Raw genomic sequence first — 18,585 nt, forward strand, 5'->3', positions numbered from 1 at the left:
TGCAGGCATAAAAAAACGCCGCGTACCTTGCGATACGCGGCGTTTTTTATGTCAACACACCCTTAGGCTTGAATCACCGGGATGTTGGCGCTTGCTGCGATCTTGCGGAACTCAGCGATCTGATCGAAGTTCAGGTAGCGGTAGACGTCACTGGCCATGGTGTCCAGTTTCGCTGCGTAGCCCATGTACTCTTCGACGGTCGGCAGGCGACCCAGGGTAGAAGCTACTGCCGCCAGCTCGGCCGAAGCCAGGTAGACGTTAGCGCCGTCACCCAGACGGTTCGGGAAGTTACGGGTCGACGTCGACACAACGGTCGAGTTCGGTTCTACACGTGCCTGGTTACCCATGCACAGCGAGCAGCCCGGCATTTCCATGCGCGCGCCAGCCTTGCCGTAGATGCCGTAGTAGCCTTCTTCGGTCAGTTGGTGAGCGTCCATCTTGGTCGGAGGCGACAGCCACAGACGGGTAGGCAGCTGGCCCTTGACTTGCTCCAGCAGCTTACCGGCCGCGCGGAAGTGACCGATGTTGGTCATGCACGAACCGATGAACACTTCGTCGATCTTCTCGCCGGCAACGCTCGACAGCAGACGGGCATCGTCCGGATCGTTCGGTGCGCAGAGGATCGGCTCGTTGATCTCGGCCAAGTCGATTTCGATGATTTCAGCGTATTCCGCGTCGGCATCGGCTTCCATCAGCTCAGGGTTCTTGACCCAGGCTTCCATCGCTTGGGCGCGACGTTCCAGGGTACGTGGGTCACCGTAGCCTTCACCGATCATCCAGCGCAGCAGGGTGATGTTGGAGTTCAGGTACTCGGTGATCGACTCTTTCGACAGCTTGATGGTGCAACCGGCAGCCGAACGTTCAGCCGAGGCGTCGGACAGCTCGAAAGCCTGCTCCAGCGTCAGGTCGTTCAGGCCTTCGATTTCCAGGATGCGGCCGGAGAAGGCGTTCTTCTTGCCTTTCTTCTCTACGGTCAGCAGACCCGACTGGATCGCGTAGTAAGGAATGGCATGAACCAGGTCACGCAGGGTGATGCCAGGTTTCATTTTGCCTTTGAAACGCACCAGGATCGATTCCGGCATGTCCAGTGGCATGACGCCAGTGGCTGCGGCGAACGCGACCAGACCGGAACCGGCCGGGAACGAGATGCCCATCGGGAAACGGGTGTGGGAGTCACCACCGGTGCCGACGGTATCCGGCAGCAGCATGCGGTTCAGCCAGCTGTGGATGATGCCGTCGCCTGGACGCAGGGATACACCGCCACGGGTCATGATGAAGTCAGGCAGGGTGTGGTGGGTGGTCACGTCGATCGGCTTTGGATAGGCCGCGGTGTGGCAGAACGACTGCATCACCAGATCGGTCGAGAAGCCCAGGCACGCCAGGTCTTTCAGTTCGTCACGGGTCATCGGACCGGTGGTGTCCTGGGAACCCACGGTGGTCATCTTCGGTTCGCAGTAGGTGCCAGGACGAACGCCTTTGCCTTCTGGCAGACCGCAGGCCTTGCCGACCATTTTCTGTGCCAGGGTGAAGCCTTTGCCGGTGTCGACAGGCGCTTCCGGCAGCTTGAACAGATCGGTTGGGCCCAGGCCCAGCTCGGCACGGGCCTTGTCGGTCAGGCCGCGACCGATGATCAGCGGGATACGGCCGCCGGCGCGGACTTCGTCCAACAGCACCGGGGTCTTCATTTCGAAGGTGGTGATGACTTCATCGGTACCGTGCTTGCAGACTTTGCCAGCATGCGGGTACAGGTCGATCACGTCGCCCATGTTCATGTTGGTAACGTCGAACTCGATTGGCAGTGCGCCAGCATCTTCCATGGTGTTGTAGAAGATTGGAGCGATCTTGCTGCCGAAGCAGAAGCCGCCGGCGCGCTTGTTCGGCACGTAAGGCACGTCGTCGCCGAAGAACCACAGTACGGAGTTGGTCGCGGATTTACGCGAGGAACCGGTACCGACCACGTCACCGACGTAGGCGATCGGGAAGCCTTGGCCGCGCATCTCTTCGATCTGCTTCATCGGGCCGGTCTTGCCTTGCTCGTCCGGCACGATGCCTTCACGGGCCATTTTCAGCATGGCCAGGGCGTGCAGCGGGATGTCAGGACGGGACCAGGCATCAGGAGCCGGGGACAGGTCGTCGGTGTTGGTTTCGCCGGTGACCTTGAAGACGCGCAGGCTGATTTTGTCGGCCAGGGTGGGGCGGTTGCGGAACCACTCGCCGTCGGCCCAGGACTGGATCACGGCTTTGGCGTGTTCGTTGCCGTTCCTGGCTTTTTCAGCCACGTCGTGGAACGCATCGAACATCAGCAGGGTGTGCTTGAGTTGGGCGGCGGCGACCGGAGCCAGTGCGGCGTCGTCCAGCAGCTCAACCAGGGTCACGATGTTGTAGCCGCCTTGCATGGTGCCAAGCAGTTCAACGGCGCGTTTTTTGTCGATCAGGGGGGAAGTGGCTTCGCCCTTGGCCAGGGCAGACAGGAAACCGGCCTTGACGTAGGCAGCTTCGTCAACGCCTGGTGGAATGCGGTTGGTGATCAGGTCAACGAGGAATTCTTCTTCGCCAGCCGGAGGATTTTTCAGCAGCTCGACCAGGCCTGCGGTTTGTTCGGCGTTAAGCGGCTGGGGAACAATACCCAGGGCTGCACGCTCTTCGATATGTTTGCGGTAGGCTTCAAGCACAGTTATTACCCTCATCAGTGGTCCCACGGGACGCTCATCCAGAAATGAACGGCACGCATGCGCTCAGGGGCTTTTTGGGCCGCAAAGCCAGCGCTGCCGGCATTCCTCACAGAAGCTGCTTTCAAAGTTTTACGCCTGCAGAACGGAGCTGATGAGGGTTGGCGAGGGCTCTGACCTACCGAGTCATGGACCATCGCCAACACCGTTCTGAAGGAACGACTGTGCTCGTGACGCTTTGAAAACAGCTTCCAGCGGATTATTGGCGCCTTACAAGGCCGGATGATTCTACGGCAAAAAATTTCTAAAGGTAAGTTGCCTCACCAAGTTTGAAGGGTGATCACGCTTAGACAAAGGGCTAACATGGCGCATTGTTTCGCTGATTTGCGTGTCGTTGCCCATGTCCAACCAAACCATCAAGACCCCCTGCGTCGGCCTGTGCTCCACGGTCTACGGCGATCTCGTGTGCCGTGGCTGCAAGCGCTTCCACCACGAAGTGATCCAGTGGAATGGCTATAACGAAGAGGAAAAACGCGCGGTCTGGCTACGCTTGGAGCAGCTGTTGGTGCAGGTGATGGCCGGCAAGCTGGAGGTGTTCGACCCCAAGACCCTGCGCGACCAGCTGGAGCAGCGCAAGATTCGCTTCGTGCCGCACCAGTCCGAGTATTGCTGGGCATACCAGTTGATCGCCCGTGGTGCGCGGGTGATTTCCAACTTGGAGGCTTACGGCATGGTGCTGTTGCCGGAATTTCGCGACTGGCCCTTGCCGGACCTGCGTGATGCCATTGATCGGGAGTTTTTTATCCTGTCGGAGGCGCACTACCAGCGCTATATCGCGCCAAACTTTCTCAAAGATGTATTTTCCAACGGATAACGCGCCACCCAATGTGGGAGCGGGCTTGTTCGCGAATGCGGTGGATCAGTCAATTATTCATTCACTGACACACCGCATTCGCGAGCAAGCCCGCTCCCACAAAGTTGATCGCAGTTGTTCGGAAGACCCCGTCAGGCCTTGGTAGCCAGTTCTCCCAGCTGATCCATCAGCGTGTCGGGCTTGAGCACCAGCACATCGCTTTCCACGGCATCCAGTATCACCTCCGCCGTATTGCCGATCAGCGCCCCGGTAATCCCGGTGCGCGCCACCGTGCCGATGATTGTCACGGCTGCCTGCCACTTATGGGCAGCGAACGTGATCAGCACATCCGCCGGGCCTTCCTCAATGTGCAAGTGTGAGTCGTCCACATCAAACTCTGCCTGGAACGCCTTGCATTGCTCGCGATAACGCGCCTCGATGGTTTCTTTGAGCTGAAACGTCGGGTCCGCCGCCGACAACATCGGCGACGGATGGGCGCTGATCACATGCAATTGCGCCTTGGCCAAGCTGGCGATATCAAAACCATGGTCAATGATCGCGTTGTGCAGGGAGCGGTGCTCGCCATCGGTATTGCCGACATCGATGGCCGCCAAAATCACCCCGCCGGTCCATGGCTTGGCGGTCTTGACCAGCAGCACCGCTGTCGGGCAATAGCGCAGCAACTTCCAGTCGGCAGGCGTCAGCAGCGCCTTTTTCAAGGGACTGTCGGGGAAGTGTTGCTTGATTACCAGCCCGCAACCCTCCGCCTGCTGCACGTCGATAATGGTTTCATGCAGGCTGGCATTCCAGGCCTGCTCGGTGCTGACGCTGTAGCCGTCTTCGTGCAAACCCGACTTGAGCAGGGCCAGCAGCGCCGAGTGCTCGTGCTTCTTGTCGCAGACCAGCAAATGCAGGTGCGCGCCGGTGACCCCAGCGATCAGCTTGGCACGCTTGAGGGCCAGGCTTTCCGAATGCTCGGGCTCGATGACCACCAGGATGCTGCGGATGGCTTGCATGGTCGGGATCTCCAAAAAGGGTGGGCCTGGAACAACTATAGTTGCTGCACGGCAGACGTCATGTTGATGCACATCAAGGCCGGTGGCTGGTGGTCTGCGGCGGGGTCGGTATAATCGACGGCCTTTTGTGATCCTTTTGCCCGTGAGCCCGATGAACCTGCCAGACATCCACGAATTCCTCGGTTGCCGCACCCCTGACGCCTGGGTCCAGGCCGCGCTGGCCGATCAGGACACCCTGCTGATCGACCACAAGAACTGCGAATTCAAAGCCGCCAGCACCGCCCTGAGCCTGATCGCCAAGTACTACAGCCATGTGGACCTGATCAACATGATGTCGCGCCTGGCCCGTGAAGAGCTGGTGCACCACGAACAAGTCATGCGCCTGATGAAAAAGCGCAAAGTCGAGTTGCGTCAATTGAATGCTGGCCGGTATGCCTCGGGTTTGCGCAAAGTGGTGCGCACCCATGAACCTGTCAAGCTGGTGGACACCCTGGTGGTGGGCGCTTTTATCGAAGCGCGCAGTTGTGAGCGTTTCGAAGCCTTGGTGCCGCATTTGGACGAAGAACTCGGCAAGTTTTACTTCGGCCTGCTGAAAAGCGAGGCGCGGCACTTCCAGCGCTACCTGAAGCTGGCCTACCAATACGGCGACGCCAAGGACGTCGCCCAGGTGATCGAGCGGGTGAGGGCGGCCGAGCAGGAACTGATCGAGTCACCCGACATCGAGTTCCGCTTTCACAGTGGCGTGCCAGCCTGAGGCCACGGCCGCGCCGATCAGCGCGGTGATTCCGGCGAGCAGCAGGATCACCTGCTGTGTACCCAGCGGTGCTGCCAACACTGCTATCGCCAAGCCTGCCAAAGGTTGCGGCAGGTTGTTGAGCAAGGTGATCACGCCCACGGTCTTGCCGAAGTCCTGCACGGGAATCACCCGCTGACGGGTGCTGCGCAGGTAGACGTTGAACATCTTGTCGAAACCGGTGACCAGCAGGAAGCCCACGGCGTATAGCCATATGCCGGGGCTGATCGCCATGATCACTGCACCTACCGCAATCATCGAATACGACAACCCGCCCAGCACCCTCAGCGGGAGCCCGGCCCGCGCCAGGTAAAACAGAATCCCGATGGTCACCAAGGCGCCGGCTGCCTGCAGCAGGGCATAGGTGTCCTTGTCTTGCGCAAATTGGCCGGTCACCATCGCCGCAGATGTGGCCAGCGTGACACCAATGATCAAGTTGACGCCCACGGCCAGCGTAATGATCCGCTTCAGTTCCGGCAGGCTGCGGATATGCCCGAAGGCAATCTTCAGTGGCTGCAGCCAGATATCCCGATGCTGCTCGAACGTTTCCAGCTGTGTCGTGTTGGAGCGTTGCCACGCCCGCATTGCCAGGTCGGCCAATAAAAACAGCCCGGCCACCCCGAGTACGACCCAGTGCCAGGCCCACACTTCCAGCATCAGCGCGGCCACCAAAGGCCCGAGCACCAGCCCGCTCTGGTCAGCAATCTGCGAATAGGAAAGCGTCTTGGCATAGCTGTAGTGGGGAAAGACATGAGGCATCAACACTTCCCGCGCCATGATGCCCTGGGTCGTCAACACGCCGCAGAGCGCCGAGAGCAGCACGATCCAGAGGATGCCGTCGAAGACCCCGTACAAAACCACGGCCACCCCGCAAGCCAGCGCCCGGCAAACCTGGCTGATATGCAGGATGCGCACCGGCGCGAACTTGTCGCACAATGCGCCACACACCGGGAACGCGAGATAACGCGGCAGCGACTCGACAAAGAATGCAAGTCCAGCCCAAGCCACGCTCTGGGTAGTCTGGAACACGATCAAGGGCACGATAAACAGCAGAATCTGGTCGGCCAGCCGCGACAAGAACAGCGAAACAAAGAACGCCAGGTAATCCTTGCGCATACAACTCCCTGTGGTTGGCGTTAAAGATTGCAGGTTATTTGTTAAAAACTCTTAAAAACATGAACCTTCGTGGCCAATCCTGGCCAGCGGCTTCAGTTGTCCAGCTTGCCACCTATAATGCCCGCTCTTCAATCCGTGTCTGCAGACTGAGAACTTATGGAAAACCTGGGGCTGGGCAAGGTCTTGCTCGTTGAGGACGACGAAAAACTGGCAGGGCTGATCGCGCACTTTCTCGCGCAGCATGGCTTTGAGGTACGCGTGGAGCATCGGGGCGATGAGGCCTTGGCGGCGTTTCTCGCGTTCAAGCCGAAGATCGTCGTACTTGACCTGATGTTGCCGGGCCAGAGTGGCCTGCATGTGTGTCGCGCAATTCGCGCGGTGTCCGACACGCCGATCGTGATCCTCACGGCCAAGGAAGACGACCTGGACCATATCCTTGGCCTGGAGTCCGGTGCCGACGATTATGTGATCAAGCCGATCAAGCCCCCTGTGTTGCTGGCGCGCCTGCGTGCCCTGCAACGACGCCAGGCGCCGGAGCCGGCGGTGCGCGGGGCGCTGGCCTTCGGGCGGCTGGCCATCGATCGCAGTTGCCGCGTGGTCAGCCTTGGCGATGACAAGATCGACCTCACCACCATGGAGTTTGAACTACTGTGGCTGCTGGCCAGTAACTCGGGGACGATCCTGTCCCGCGATGACATCCTCAACCGCATGCGCGGCATTGCGTTCGACGGGCTCAACCGCAGTGTCGATGTCTACATCAGCAAACTGCGCAGCAAACTCAACGACAACCCGCGCGAACCAGTGTGCATCAAGACCATCTGGGGCAAGGGCTACCTGTTCAACCCGTTTGCGTGGGAGGCCTAGATGCTGCGGCTCTATATCCGCCTGTACATCATCCTTGCGCTAGGCCTGGCGGGCGCTATCTGGCTGGTCAACTACACGTTCGACGAGCTTCTTCCCGAGGCCAACGAAACCTATAACCGCGAGGCCATGCGCGGCCCGGCCTATGCTTTGGTCGAGCAGTTGCGACCCTTGCTCGGTGATGCCCGCCAAGCGCGTCTGGGCGAGTTGCAACCCCATTACGGTCTGCACCTGAAACTGGTCCAGCGCGATGACCTGGCGCTGAACCCGCGTGAGCAACAGTTGCTGGCGGCTGGGCAGTTGGTGGTGCGTGGCGATTTCATGGAGTTCATCGCCAATCTCGACGGCGGCCCGCAATTGCTCAATATCAAGCTGCCCGACGAGCCTAAATGGCTGTACTTGTGGGCCTACAGCCTGTTGGGGCTGAGCCTGGCGATCGTGCTGTATTTCTGGGTGCGGCCGCACTGGCGCGATCTGGAGCATATCCGTCTGGCGGCGCAACGTTTCGGTGACAACGAGCTCAGCTCGCGCATCCTGCTGCCGCGCCGTTCCACCGTGCGTGAGCTGGCGGGGCACTTCAACCAGATGGCCGAGCGTATCGAAAGCCTGATCGCCAACCAGCGCGAACTCACCAACGCCGTGTCCCACGAACTGCGCACGCCCATTGCACGCCTCTCGTTCGAACTCGACCAACTCAAGCAGCAGGCCGACCCGCGCCAGCGTGGCGAATTGATTGCTGACATGTATGCAGACCTGGGCGAACTGGAAGAAATGGTCTCCGAACTGCTTACCTATGCCAGCCTGGAACGTGGCGCCACCCAGGTCACACGCGAAAGCATCGAGGCCCTCAGCTGGCTCGACAGCGTGATCGGCAGTGTGGCCCTGGAGGCCGAGGCGGCGGGTATTCAATTGTCGTTGCGCACGTGTGAGGTGGACTTTATCCAGATCGAGCCACGCTTTATGGCACGTGCGGTGATCAACCTGTTGCGCAACGCCATCCGCTACGCCGAGCGTCGGGTGGAAGTCTCGCTGGTCAAGTTCGGCAGCGGCTACGAAGTGCGGGTGTGTGACGACGGGCCCGGCGTCCCGGAGGACGGCCGGGCGAAGATTTTCCAACCCTTCATGCGCCTGGACGCGAGTCGCGATCGCCGTACCGGCGGCTTCGGCCTGGGCCTGGCGCTGGTGCAGCGGGTGTCGCAGTGGCATGGCGGCCAGGTGCAGGTGTTGGACTCGGAATGGGGCGGAGCCTCATTCCGAATGACGTGGGCGTACGTTGAGTCATAGGGTTATCGAGTGAATTGGCGCGGCCTATAAGTGATTCTCAGGTCGTCATGTATAGGAGGCAGGCCGGGCGGAGCGATATTGATCCTGATGGTTTGACCATGGTTTTTTTGGATGTGCGGAATGGCTTTTCCATTAAATAAACCTTCCGTCAATAGATCGGTGGCTTGCTCAATAACTGCCGACGTCCCATTGGGATAGTTTCGCAACACCTCATTTCGTACTCCGTTTCGTATGGCGGTTACGGATGTCGAGCCATGCGTCAATGAGACGGTCCCTTCAAACGCCTTGACCGGTTTGTTTATTTCTTGTTGAAAGAGGCGCCCAAATGCTTTGCCTCTGCCTTCAGCGGAGTAGCACACCAGAAGGCGTACGTTATCGGCAGAAGTAAGGTCCACACCCTTTGCTCTCAGCAGCTTCGCTAACCCAGGCGCATCATAAAGCGTGTTGTCCATGATTATCTTCGTACCGTCACCTGTGATCCGCTCAACCCAATTTCGTTTGATACCGTGTGCGACGACATTGAGGCGGGTCGTGCCTTTATAGGTATCCGTGAAGGTATGAACTTCATTGCCAATCAGTTTCAGATCCCTCATCGGCCCGCCCATTTGAATGACATTGTCGCGGCTCAATCCTATGTCCAGTGCGCGCTGCTGAGGTGTCATGGCAGGTGTGCTTGTGCCGGGCGCTGCAGACACCTGTGGCTTGAAGTCCTCCAAGGGCTTTCCATACGTTTTGTTGGTCTTTGGATCTACCGCATACCATTTGCGGGTTGTTCTATCGAACCTTGCTGGTGTGGAGAATTCGGTAAGGCCTCTTTTGTAAGTACCTTGCGCGATGTCAGGTTTTCGGGCGAGGTCGGAAAAGTCATATTGCCCGGTTTTTCCTGGCGAGAACTTATGGAAATTAGCGTTGAGCCCACTGGAAGGCTGAACCGGTGTTTGTGTAAACAGCCGTCGTCCGAAAGCTTTACCGCTTTGTTTCAACGCGCTATTCACCGGCTTGGCTGCTGCGCCAGCAACCTTGCCCAGACCCGCGGTGGTCAAGTACATGACACCATCGAATACGATGTCGGACGCCACCGCAAGCCAATCGCCGTTGAGCACGTTTCTGATGGGGTTCACGACAACCATCGAGGCGAACAGTAACTCTCTGTTCGTTTCGAACTCTTCATCTTCTTCGTCAAATCGCGTTGTGTGGCCGCTGGCATTCACCAGTTGTTCAAGCTCGACATCACCGAGGGTGTGCTTGGAGAGCAACTCCCCCAGAAACTGACTGCGTGCACTGTTATACGATGCCGGGACACTGGCGTCTGCCGGCGGCGTGATGGCTTGTAACTTATGGCTGTCGGTCTGCGAGACGCTAAATGGCGTGATGGCTGTATTGGAGAATTTCTCTCCTGCCAGATAAGGTGTGGGCGCCTTGATCCATGGCCCTTGAGGGCCTGGAACGAATGCGCTGCCCAGATCATCGCGGGCTTTCAGATAGTTGTGTTGCGGGCAAAATTCATAGAATTTTACTTTGTTCTCATGCGTTGACTTGATGATCAACGCGCGCTTGCTCGGATCTTGACTCGGCGTTGATTGGTCGAGACTGACGGCGCCGGACTTGGTGATGACTCGATGTTTGATGACGGTGCCTTCAATGAAAATCTCGAGTTTTCCATATTCCAGCTGCTTTCTATCGCTGATCGGTTGTTGTGCAATGAGATGTTTGCTGAGGGTGACCAGCCCGCTTTCCCTGCGTTGCTGATAATTGGCCACAGCAAGGCGGTGTACGGACTTGATATCCGGGAGGTGGTGAAGTAATCCGGTGGTTGTTCCTGGAAGCGCCTGTTCTCTCAATGAATACCATGTGTTGTCCTCCTGCGGGGCTGGCGCTCGGCCTGAGAGATAAAGGTCCAATAGGGAATAAGGGCCCGTGTTGGTATGTAATATATCGTTGTTGAGGGCGTTATTCGCCCGCGCCTGGGGCGTTGTGAGCACGGCCAGTTCAAAGGGCACATTCTTATAGCGCTTCCCCAGTTCTTCCAGTGCCTGGTCTTTGAGCAGTGGAACCTTCGCGGTGATATCCCCGGGGGTTGTTTGCAGCTCGCTCATGACCTCGGAGAACGCTTTCTGCGCGGTGTCCAACTGCTCGTCTGAATAGCGCCCTGTAGGCGATGGCGAGAGGACGCCATGCACTAACGCCCAATCGATGACCATGTCTAATTTGGCCGCATTCAATAGCGCTTGGTCTTCTGTAGCAACCGGATCGATTGCCGCGTATTTGACGACTTCAGCAAAGCTCATGAGGGAACTGCTGCCAGGGCTCTTTGCTTCTATGTAGGCCACTGTGGCTTTCAGGGTGGCCCACGCCGGTGAACCGTAAGTCACATCAGCGGGGATGTCCTTGACCAGCAGTTCCGGCGCGGCACTTGATAGCAGCATAAACGCCGCCACGGGGGCCATCCTGGTCGTGCAACGGCCACTTTCGGCCAAATGGGGGATCAACGCTTCCTTGATGTGACTCAGCGGCTGCCCATAGAAACGTGGGGCCGCGAGGTCGAAACCGGCACATTCATTTCTCTTCGACACATCATGGGCCGTGGGTGCATCCAGCCCCAACAGGATCGCCGCGAGGGTCATGTCAGAGCCGTCGGTATCGCCAGCGACGCCCATTTTCCGCTGTAGGGCAGCTTCCAGCGTCCGGGCTTTTGGCGAGCGAAGGATGTCTTCTACGATTTCTCGTGGGGCGTTCAGCTCGGCGTCTGTCCAATGGCGATTTTTCGTCAGGTAGGTAAAAGCCCCTCCTTCATTGTTCACGGCGTGCGAAGCACCCAAGTCCGGTAGCTTGAGGTTGTTAAAGCGTATGTGGCTGTAGAGCTGCTTTTTTTCATCCAGCGTCAGTGCCGCCGCCCAGCTCAAGGCGCCGGTGAGATTGCCATGGGGGATGGAAGGCAAGGGCCCGCGTTGAATGGACTTGATCAAGTTGTTGATGTCGTCTTTGGTCTGCGGAACGATCCACCCCTTGTCGGTGATGAATCGTCTGAGGCTGACGCTGGCCTCCGGTGCCAACTGCTCATCCTGAACGTACCAGGAAGTGGGGTCCACGTTTAACTTGAACGCGTCACTGTCGAGCATTTGCGCAATCAAGGTTTTTTCGTGTTGCGCAGCCTGTTCTGAGGTGTGTGGCGAATCAATGAAAGAGGGAGGGCTGTCGGTCGCGTTGGCAGAGGCGGGGGGTGGCGTGATTGCCGTGGACAACAGTTGGCACAGGCGGGTGTTGTTACGAACATCGCCCCATTCCCTCTGCTGCTGTTCCAGCGCGGTCTCTGAGCGCAGTTCAAATTGTGCGGGTGAGAGCACCGCATCAGGCAGGGGAAAGGTGTTAGCGTGTTTGACGTCATTCGCGCGTTCTGTGAGCGCTTCACGGCTATGGGGCACCTGCTCGCCATAGAAGGCCGCAATGTCTTTGAGGTCAGCGGGGCGCGTGGCATGCGTAACGGGGTCGGACCGACCGGGCGAAGGGACAGAGACGCAGATGTTGCCCGCCGCTAACGTTTTGGACGTCTGCATGATCAATGGCCACGAGGCAGGCAACGACTGGCCGTCGCTGAACTGTGCCCCCAGCGCGAGGATGCTGGCGCGCGCACCCGCTTCACCGGATGCCGAGGGCTTGGCGTAGGCCTGTATCCAACCGGGCGTGGTGTCGCTCGGGGGGAAAATGCGAAGGGGGCGGGATAGGTCAACGCGATTGGCGTGGGCCCACTGCTTGAAATCGTCACCCGCCACTAGGCTGTCGAGGTGGTTTCGCCATTGCCCGAACGTAGAGTCGACAGGCACAGGGTAAACGGCCTCACTTCCGGTCACCGGTAAGGGCAAGTCTTGGGCTGCGCGGGTTAGCGCGGCGGCATAGGTTCCCGCCAATTCTGCGTCGGCTATATACCGCGGGGTACTTTTTATGAGTTCCAACCAGTCAGGTGCTTGTGGGGCCGACTGAGGTGAAGGGGGTTGCTGTGCATCCGGTGGTGGGGACTGGTACGTGGCGGCCGAAACAGTAGCGGATTGAGTCGATGAGACCATCAGTAAACTCCAGAAGAACGACGATAGCGACTGCGTGTTTTCCCACATGCAGCAGTGACTATTCGTCGCAAGTGCCAGGCCTCCGGTTCCCCTCTGCTCAGTGAGGGGATATTTCACTCCTCAGGGGTTGAGCGTTGATGCCGACTTCCCCCTCAAAAGCTGTATTCCAGCACACCCATCACCGACGTCTGCAACCGACGCTCCACGATCGGGCTCTTGCCGGCCTCATCCGCCAGGTACTGCACATCCAGCAAGGTCGAGAACTGGGTGTCCTCGCTGATCGGCAGGCTCCACACCAGGTTCATGCCATTACTGATATTGCCCGCGCCCGCCTTGTAGGTTTTGAAGCGGCTGCGTGCGGCTTGGCCGGTGGTCACGCCGTACCAGGTCTGCAAGTAGTCACGGTCCCCGAAATGGCTGTTGAGGCTGGCGTCGAGGGAGCCGAAACGGCCTTCATACAGGTTGGTGCCCAGGCTCAGTTCCACGTGGGTGAACGCCTTGCCGCTGTCCTTGTGGTCATCTTCCTTGAGCGCATGTTCCAGGGTGGCGCCAACAATCACGCCGCCCAGGTTGTAGCTGGCACTCACACCCAGTTGCGGGCGTGACTTGATCTCGCCCATGCCTTTGAGACGCTTGGCGCCGAGGTGCATGGACGTGTTTTTGTCCTTGCGCGAAGCACTGGCACCGACGTAGGCCTCGAAGCTCAAGGCATTGCCTTCGTAACCCCAGCCCAGGCCTTTGTCGGTGTCGAGAAAAAGCCCCCAAGGGCTGACGATGGCACCACCGAGCACGGGAGCAGTCATGCGCTCATCGCTGCCGCTGTAGCGGGGCAGGTTGGCCACACCGGCGTTGAGGCTGTAGGTCCAGTCCTCGGCCAGGGCGCTGTTGGCTCCGGCGAGTAAACACAGGGAAGTCATGGACAGGCAGAGGTTTTTGGGGCTCATCAGGGTTTTCATGTCAGTCAGAAACTCAAGGGTGGATGGGTACGTTTGAAGGCGTAGCCCGAAGCGCTCAGGCCATTGATCTGGCGGCTCACGGTGTCGCCCAGGCCATAGCCGGTCCCGGCCAGTACGGCGTGGGCGTTGTCGACGGGCAGCAGGATGTAGTCGGTCAGCGGCTCGTCATGCAGTTGGCCGCGAATCACCAGGAAGCCTTCTTCGAGGCGCACGCTGATGCCGCTTAATGGCGCGTCGGGCTCAAAGCTGTTGAGCACCTGATAGGTGCCGACCGTGTCGGCCCAGGCCATGGGCAGCGGCGGCGGGTCGATGCGCTCACCGATGGGGATGCGTTGGCCGTGGCTGCGCGCGGTGAGCATCTGCCGGCCTTGCACGGTGATCACGTCGAGTTGTACGTGGCCCAGTTCACCGAGGTCCTTGAGCCAGAAGCCGAAGAGTTTCTTCTGCGCGCGCAGCCAGCCCTGATCGTCACGCAGCAGTTCGAAGTTGAAACCCGCCAGTTCGCCGCGCAGCCGCTGCTCATCATCCTTGATCCTGAAGACGCCCCAGGCGGTTGCGTAAAACCCGGCCAGGCGCTGACGGTCGATGGCTGTCGGCACTTGGCGCAGCTTGAGCCCATGGCGGGGTGACTGGCAGTCGTCGCTGCACACAGGCGTGCCGGTTTGCGCTTCAAGCATCAGGCGCAGGGTGTCAGTGGCCAATCTGGCGACCAGGTCTTCGGCATTGCTGTCGTTGGCCATGATGATCACTGCCAATTGATGGTCCGGCAGCAGGCTCAGCTGTGCGGCGAAATCATCGCCACCGCCGCTGTGCTGGTAGGTACGCACCCCAGGACCGACCGGCGCGTCACCACAGGGCGCCAAAAACCACGCCAGGCCGATCTGGCAGTCGAAGTCCAGGGCATTGCCGGTGTTTTGCTGGGTGAACATTTCATCGATGGAGCGGCTTGCCATTACCCGCTTGCCCTTGTAGAGGCCCTTGGCAAATAGCATCTGCACGTAATGGCTGAGGTCCTTGGGGCTGGCCCACAAGCCGCCGGCGGCGATGTCGCGCAGTTGCGCATCGGTGCTGGCGACGCCTTCCTGATAGCCCAGGGCGCGAAAGCCTACTTGGGCAGCGGTCCCGACAAAGCTCGCGCGATCCATCTCCAGCGGCTTGAGCAGGCTGTGTTGCATTTGGGCTTCAAACTCCTTGCCGCTGCTGCGCTCGATCGCCGCGCCCACCAGCGCATAACCCAGGTTGGAATAGGCCACTTGTGTGCCGGGCGGTGTGCTCAGCCAGACACCGGACAGGCGCATCGGCATCTGCCCCATGGCGTAGCTGTTGCGCAGGTCTCGCAGGTGTTCACTGGGCAAGCCGGACTGATGGCTCAGCAGGCGACGCAAAGTGATGTCGCGGTCGGCGGCCTGCTGGTCGGCGTGGAAGCGCGAGCGCACATAGAACTCGCGCAGGGTCTGCTGTAAGGGGGCGTCCAGCGTCAGTCGCTGTTCTTCAACCAACTGCAGGGCCGCGCTGGCCGTGAGCAATTTGGAGATCGCACCGGCCCGGAATGCCGTGTTTGGCGTGACAGGCAAGCCCTTGGCTTTGTCGGCCATGCCGAACCCGCGCGCCCAGATCAATTCCTGGCCGTTGACCAGTGCTATCGACAGGCCCGGGATGTTGTCCTGGGCCATGTCCCGTGGGATCCGGGTTTGCAGGTAACGGATGATCGCGCTGTAGTCACCCTTCGCAATTGACGGAGGGGCCGGTGACTGCCCGTGGCAGCCAATACTGCCCAACAGGCAACCGAGCAACGGAAGACCGCGCAATGTGCGAAGCATGACGAGCACTCGACAGGTGATTTGGATGCTCGCATGCTAGGGGCGCAGCGCTCGCCGGTCTTTTGCAGCTTTGTCGAGAAACTGTCAAAGACTGTTAACGGCCCTTGCGGTTAGGCTTAGGCGCTGTGCGGCATCAACGTGGCGATCAACGCACGAATGGTGCCGGGCAACGCCTCCAGCTCCCGCACCAGGATGCTGCGCTCGCGAATCGCCCAGGGTTCATCCAATTGCACTGCGATCAATTGCATGGTGCGGCTGTGACGCACGGCGGCCGACTCTGGAATGATGCCGATGCCCACACCGGCTTCGACCATTCGACAGATCGCCTCGAAACTCGACACTTGGATACGCAGCGACAAATGCTTGCCCAGCCGCTCGACATGCTCGCGCAAGAAGCTCAGCAAGGTGCTGCCTTCGTGCAGGCCGATGTGCTGGTAAGCGAGGGTCTGTTCCAGCGTCACTGACGCTTGCCCCGCCAACGGGTGCCCGACCGGCACCATCAACACCAGTTTATCCGTGCTGAAATGCAGCACCTGCAACCCCGAGGCTTCCACAGGCCCGGCGATGATGCCCATGTCGCTGGTGCCATCGAGTACGCCGCGCACGATGTCTCGGGACAGGCGTTCCTGAAGGTCGACGGTCACGCCCGGGCGTTCTGATAGGAAGCCCGCCAGTACTTCGGGCAAGAATTCGGTGACCGCGGTGGTGTTGGCGAAGATGCGGATATGCCCGGCTGAATCCACGCCGTACTGGGTGAATTCGCTTTTGAGGTAATCCACCTGACGCATGATCAGCCGCGCATGGTGCAGCAGGCGTTCACCGGCCGGGGTGATCTCCACGCCACGGCTGTCGCGGTACAACAGGCGGGTGTCGAGCTGGCCTTCGAGGGCTTTGATCCTTGCGCTGGCGGCGGCCGGCGAGAGGAACGCGCGCTTGGCGCCTTGGGTCAGGCTGGGGGATTCGGCGATATGGATGAACAGGCGCAGGTCGGCCAGATCGAAGTGCATGCGTGACTCCTGGGACAGGACGGCGGCGTTCAGCATAACCGAACGCCGGTTTATTGAAATGCAAATTCTCAGAACGGCTGCAGGCTTGCATGATCCGGGGCAGACACTCACCGCCCGAGGACCTGCACCCGATGAGCGCCACCGATTGGATCGGCCGAAGCGAAACCGCCCACGACCACCTCAGCCATAACCTGCTCAAGCGCATCGCCGCCACCTTCGGCGAGGCCGTTCCCGAGGATGGGACGGACATTCCGCCGCTGTGGCAGTGGTGTTTCTTCCAGGACCCGCTACCCGAAACTGCCCTGGGCACTGACGGCCACCCGGCCCGTGGCGGCTTTCTGCCGCCGGCCGATAACCGTCATCGCATGTGGGCTGGTGGGCGCATCGAGTTCCTGCATGCGCTGCGTGCAGGCGAGGCGGCGACGCGCGTGTCGACCATCGTCCAGGTGGAAGAAAAGACCGGTCGCACCGGCTCGCTGCTGTTTGTCACTGTGCGCCACGACTATTCCCAGGACGGCCGCCTGGCGATCCGCGAGGAACAGGACATCGTCTATCGCGAGCCCACGCCGCCCAAATCCGGCAGTGGTGACGCGCTGGAGCAGGGCGGATGGTCTGAAACCGTCGACCCCACGCCAACCCTGCTGTTTCGCTACAGCGCCGTGACCTTCAACGGTCACCGCATTCACTACGACTACCCCTACGTCACCGGCACCGAAGGCTACTCAGGCCTGGTGGTGCATGGTCCGTTGATTGCCACCCTGAGCCTGCGCGCGTTCTGCCGCGCCAACCCTGGTGCAACCTTGCGTCGTTTTACCTATCGCGGCGTGCGCCCTTTGATAGCGCCGCAGCCGTTTGAAGTGGGCGGCCGCGTGATCGAAGCCGGTGTGGCACAGCTGTGGGCCGGCAACGTCGAGGGCCTGGCGCAGCAAGCAAGCGTGCATTTCGAATAATCCAAGAACAACAGGCGGAGCGCCGGTAATGAACCCCAATGACAATGAAGAACTCAATGCGATCCGCGAAGGCGTGCGCGCCTTGTGCGCGGAATTCGATGCTGCGTACTGGCGCAGGATTGACGAGGAAAAGGGCTTCCCCGAAGCCTTCGTCAAGGCGCTGACCGACGCCGGCTGGCTGTCGGCGATGATTCCTGAAGCATACGGCGGCTCCGGCCTGGGCCTGGCTGAAGCGTCCGTGATCCTTGAAGAGGTGAACCGCTGCGGCGGCAACTCCGGCACTGTGCACGGCCAGATGTACAACATGTTCACCCTGTTGCGACACGGCAGTGAAGCGCAGAAACGTTTCTACCTGCCCAAGCTCGCCAGCGGCGAATTGCGCCTGCAATCCATGGGGGTGACCGAGCCCTCCACCGGCACCGACACCACCAAGATCAAGACCACGGCGATCAAACGTGGCGACAAATACGTGATCAACGGCCAGAAGGTGTGGATCTCGCGGGTGCAGCATTCCGACCTGATGATCCTGCTGGCGCGCACCACGCCACTGGCCGAGGTGAAGAAAAAATCCGAAGGCATGTCGATCTTCCTGGTGGACCTGCGCGAAGCCATCGGCAACGGCCTGACCGTGCAGCCCATCGCCAATATGGTCAACCATGAAACCAACGAGCTGTTTTTCGACAACCTGGAATTGCCCCTGGACAGCCTGATCGGCGAAGAGGGCAAGGGCTTCAAATACATCCTCGACGGCCTCAACGCCGAGCGCACCTTGATCGCCGCTGAATGCATCGGTGATGGCCGCTGGTTTATCGAAAAGGCCAGCGCCTATGCCCGCGACCGCGTGGTGTTTGGCCGGCCCATCGGGCAAAACCAGGGCGTGCAGTTTCCGATTGCCGAAGCGCATATCGAGATCGAAGCCGCGGACCTGATGCGCTGGCGTGCCTGCGAGGAATACGACAGCGGCAAGCAGGCTGGCGCGAGCGCGAACATGGCCAAGTACCTGGCGGCCAAGGCGTCGTGGGAAGCAGCCAACGCCTGCCTGCAGACCCACGGCGGTTTCGGCTTTGCCTGCGAATACGACGTGGAGCGCAAGTTCCGCGAGACGCGCCTGTACCAGGTGGCACCGATCTCCACCAACCTGATCCTGTCCTACGTGGCCGAGCATCTGCTCGAACTGCCACGCAGTTTCTGAGGGGCCT

The 18,585-nt window shown here is 59.9% G+C and carries 13 protein-coding genes; 6 read left to right on the forward strand and 7 right to left on the reverse strand.

All coding sequences use genetic code 11. The features are described from left to right. Window positions 1-62 precede the first annotated feature (62 nt). A complete protein-coding gene (gene acnB, locus AB4O08_RS25955; protein ID WP_010210070.1) occupies window positions 63-2,672 on the reverse strand; it encodes a bifunctional aconitate hydratase 2/2-methylisocitrate dehydratase in 2,610 nt (869 codons plus the stop codon). A gap of 397 nt (window positions 2,673-3,069) precedes the next feature. Here acnB and AB4O08_RS25960 point away from each other — a divergent pair, with 397 nt between their 5' ends. After that, window positions 3,070-3,543 carry a DUF1289 domain-containing protein gene (locus tag AB4O08_RS25960; protein ID WP_460114499.1) on the forward strand — a complete coding sequence of 158 codons (474 nt, stop codon included), beginning with the start codon at window positions 3,070-3,072 and terminating at the stop codon, window positions 3,541-3,543. A gap of 131 nt (window positions 3,544-3,674) precedes the next feature. Here AB4O08_RS25960 and AB4O08_RS25965 read toward each other — a convergent pair whose 3' ends face one another. Beyond that, complete coding sequence (locus AB4O08_RS25965) at window positions 3,675-4,538, reverse strand: universal stress protein (protein WP_460114500.1); 864 nt, start codon at window positions 4,536-4,538, stop codon at window positions 3,675-3,677. A 151-nt stretch (window positions 4,539-4,689) separates the two neighbouring features. Here AB4O08_RS25965 and AB4O08_RS25970 point away from each other — a divergent pair, with 151 nt between their 5' ends. Beyond that, window positions 4,690-5,292: a MiaE family protein gene (locus AB4O08_RS25970; protein ID WP_460114501.1), complete on the forward strand. Its 603-nt coding sequence runs from the start codon at window positions 4,690-4,692 to the stop codon at window positions 5,290-5,292. Here AB4O08_RS25970 and AB4O08_RS25975 read toward each other — a convergent pair. Beyond that, the gene (locus AB4O08_RS25975) at window positions 5,248-6,447 is read right to left on the reverse strand and encodes an MFS transporter (RefSeq protein WP_460114502.1); all 1,200 of its coding nucleotides are present in this window, start codon (window positions 6,445-6,447) and stop codon (window positions 5,248-5,250) included. The two genes, AB4O08_RS25970 and AB4O08_RS25975, sit on opposite strands and share 45 nt — an antisense overlap. A 156-nt stretch (window positions 6,448-6,603) precedes the next feature. On the opposite strand from AB4O08_RS25975, the gene AB4O08_RS25980 reads away from it, so the two are divergent. Both AB4O08_RS25980 and AB4O08_RS25985 read left to right on the forward strand, forming a co-directional pair. Further along, window positions 6,604-7,311 (forward strand): winged helix-turn-helix domain-containing protein, encoded by a 708-nt coding sequence (locus AB4O08_RS25980; protein ID WP_305377652.1) that lies wholly within the window; start codon window positions 6,604-6,606, stop codon window positions 7,309-7,311. Beyond that, entirely contained in the window at window positions 7,312-8,592 is a 1,281-nt protein-coding gene (locus tag AB4O08_RS25985; RefSeq protein ID WP_010210078.1) for an ATP-binding protein, read from the forward strand. A gap of 2 nt (window positions 8,593-8,594) precedes the next feature. On the opposite strand, the gene AB4O08_RS25990 is transcribed toward AB4O08_RS25985, so the two are convergent. The 4 genes from AB4O08_RS25990 to AB4O08_RS26005 all read right to left on the reverse strand — a co-directional run bounded on the left by AB4O08_RS25990 (window position 8,595) and on the right by AB4O08_RS26005 (window position 16,436). Beyond that, window positions 8,595-12,362 carry a hypothetical protein gene (locus tag AB4O08_RS25990; RefSeq protein WP_460114503.1) on the reverse strand — a complete coding sequence of 1,256 codons (3,768 nt, stop codon included), beginning with the start codon at window positions 12,360-12,362 and terminating at the stop codon, window positions 8,595-8,597. Window positions 12,363-12,805: 443 nt separating this feature from the next. Next, on the reverse strand, window positions 12,806-13,597 hold the full coding sequence (locus tag AB4O08_RS25995; protein ID WP_106119267.1) for a MipA/OmpV family protein: 792 nt from the start codon (window positions 13,595-13,597) through the stop codon (window positions 12,806-12,808). 17 nt (window positions 13,598-13,614) lie between these two features. Next, window positions 13,615-15,429: a serine hydrolase domain-containing protein gene (locus tag AB4O08_RS26000; RefSeq protein ID WP_021491547.1), complete on the reverse strand. Its 1,815-nt coding sequence runs from the start codon at window positions 15,427-15,429 to the stop codon at window positions 13,615-13,617. Between the two features lie 116 nt (window positions 15,430-15,545). Then, the gene (locus tag AB4O08_RS26005; protein ID WP_010210085.1) at window positions 15,546-16,436 is read right to left on the reverse strand and encodes a LysR family transcriptional regulator; all 891 of its coding nucleotides are present in this window, start codon (window positions 16,434-16,436) and stop codon (window positions 15,546-15,548) included. Window positions 16,437-16,567: 131 nt separating this feature from the next. Here AB4O08_RS26005 and AB4O08_RS26010 point away from each other — a divergent pair, with 131 nt between their 5' ends. Together AB4O08_RS26010 and AB4O08_RS26015 are read left to right on the forward strand one after the other, a co-directional pair. Then, window positions 16,568-17,386, forward strand: coding sequence for an HTD2 family dehydratase (locus AB4O08_RS26010; RefSeq protein ID WP_460114504.1), 819 nt, complete (start codon window positions 16,568-16,570; stop codon window positions 17,384-17,386). Between the two features lie 28 nt (window positions 17,387-17,414). Then, window positions 17,415-18,578 (forward strand): acyl-CoA dehydrogenase family protein, encoded by a 1,164-nt coding sequence (locus AB4O08_RS26015; protein WP_021491545.1) that lies wholly within the window; start codon window positions 17,415-17,417, stop codon window positions 18,576-18,578. Window positions 18,579-18,585: the final 7 nt, after the last annotated feature.

It is taken from the genome of Pseudomonas sp. H3_E07, from assembly GCF_054668895.1.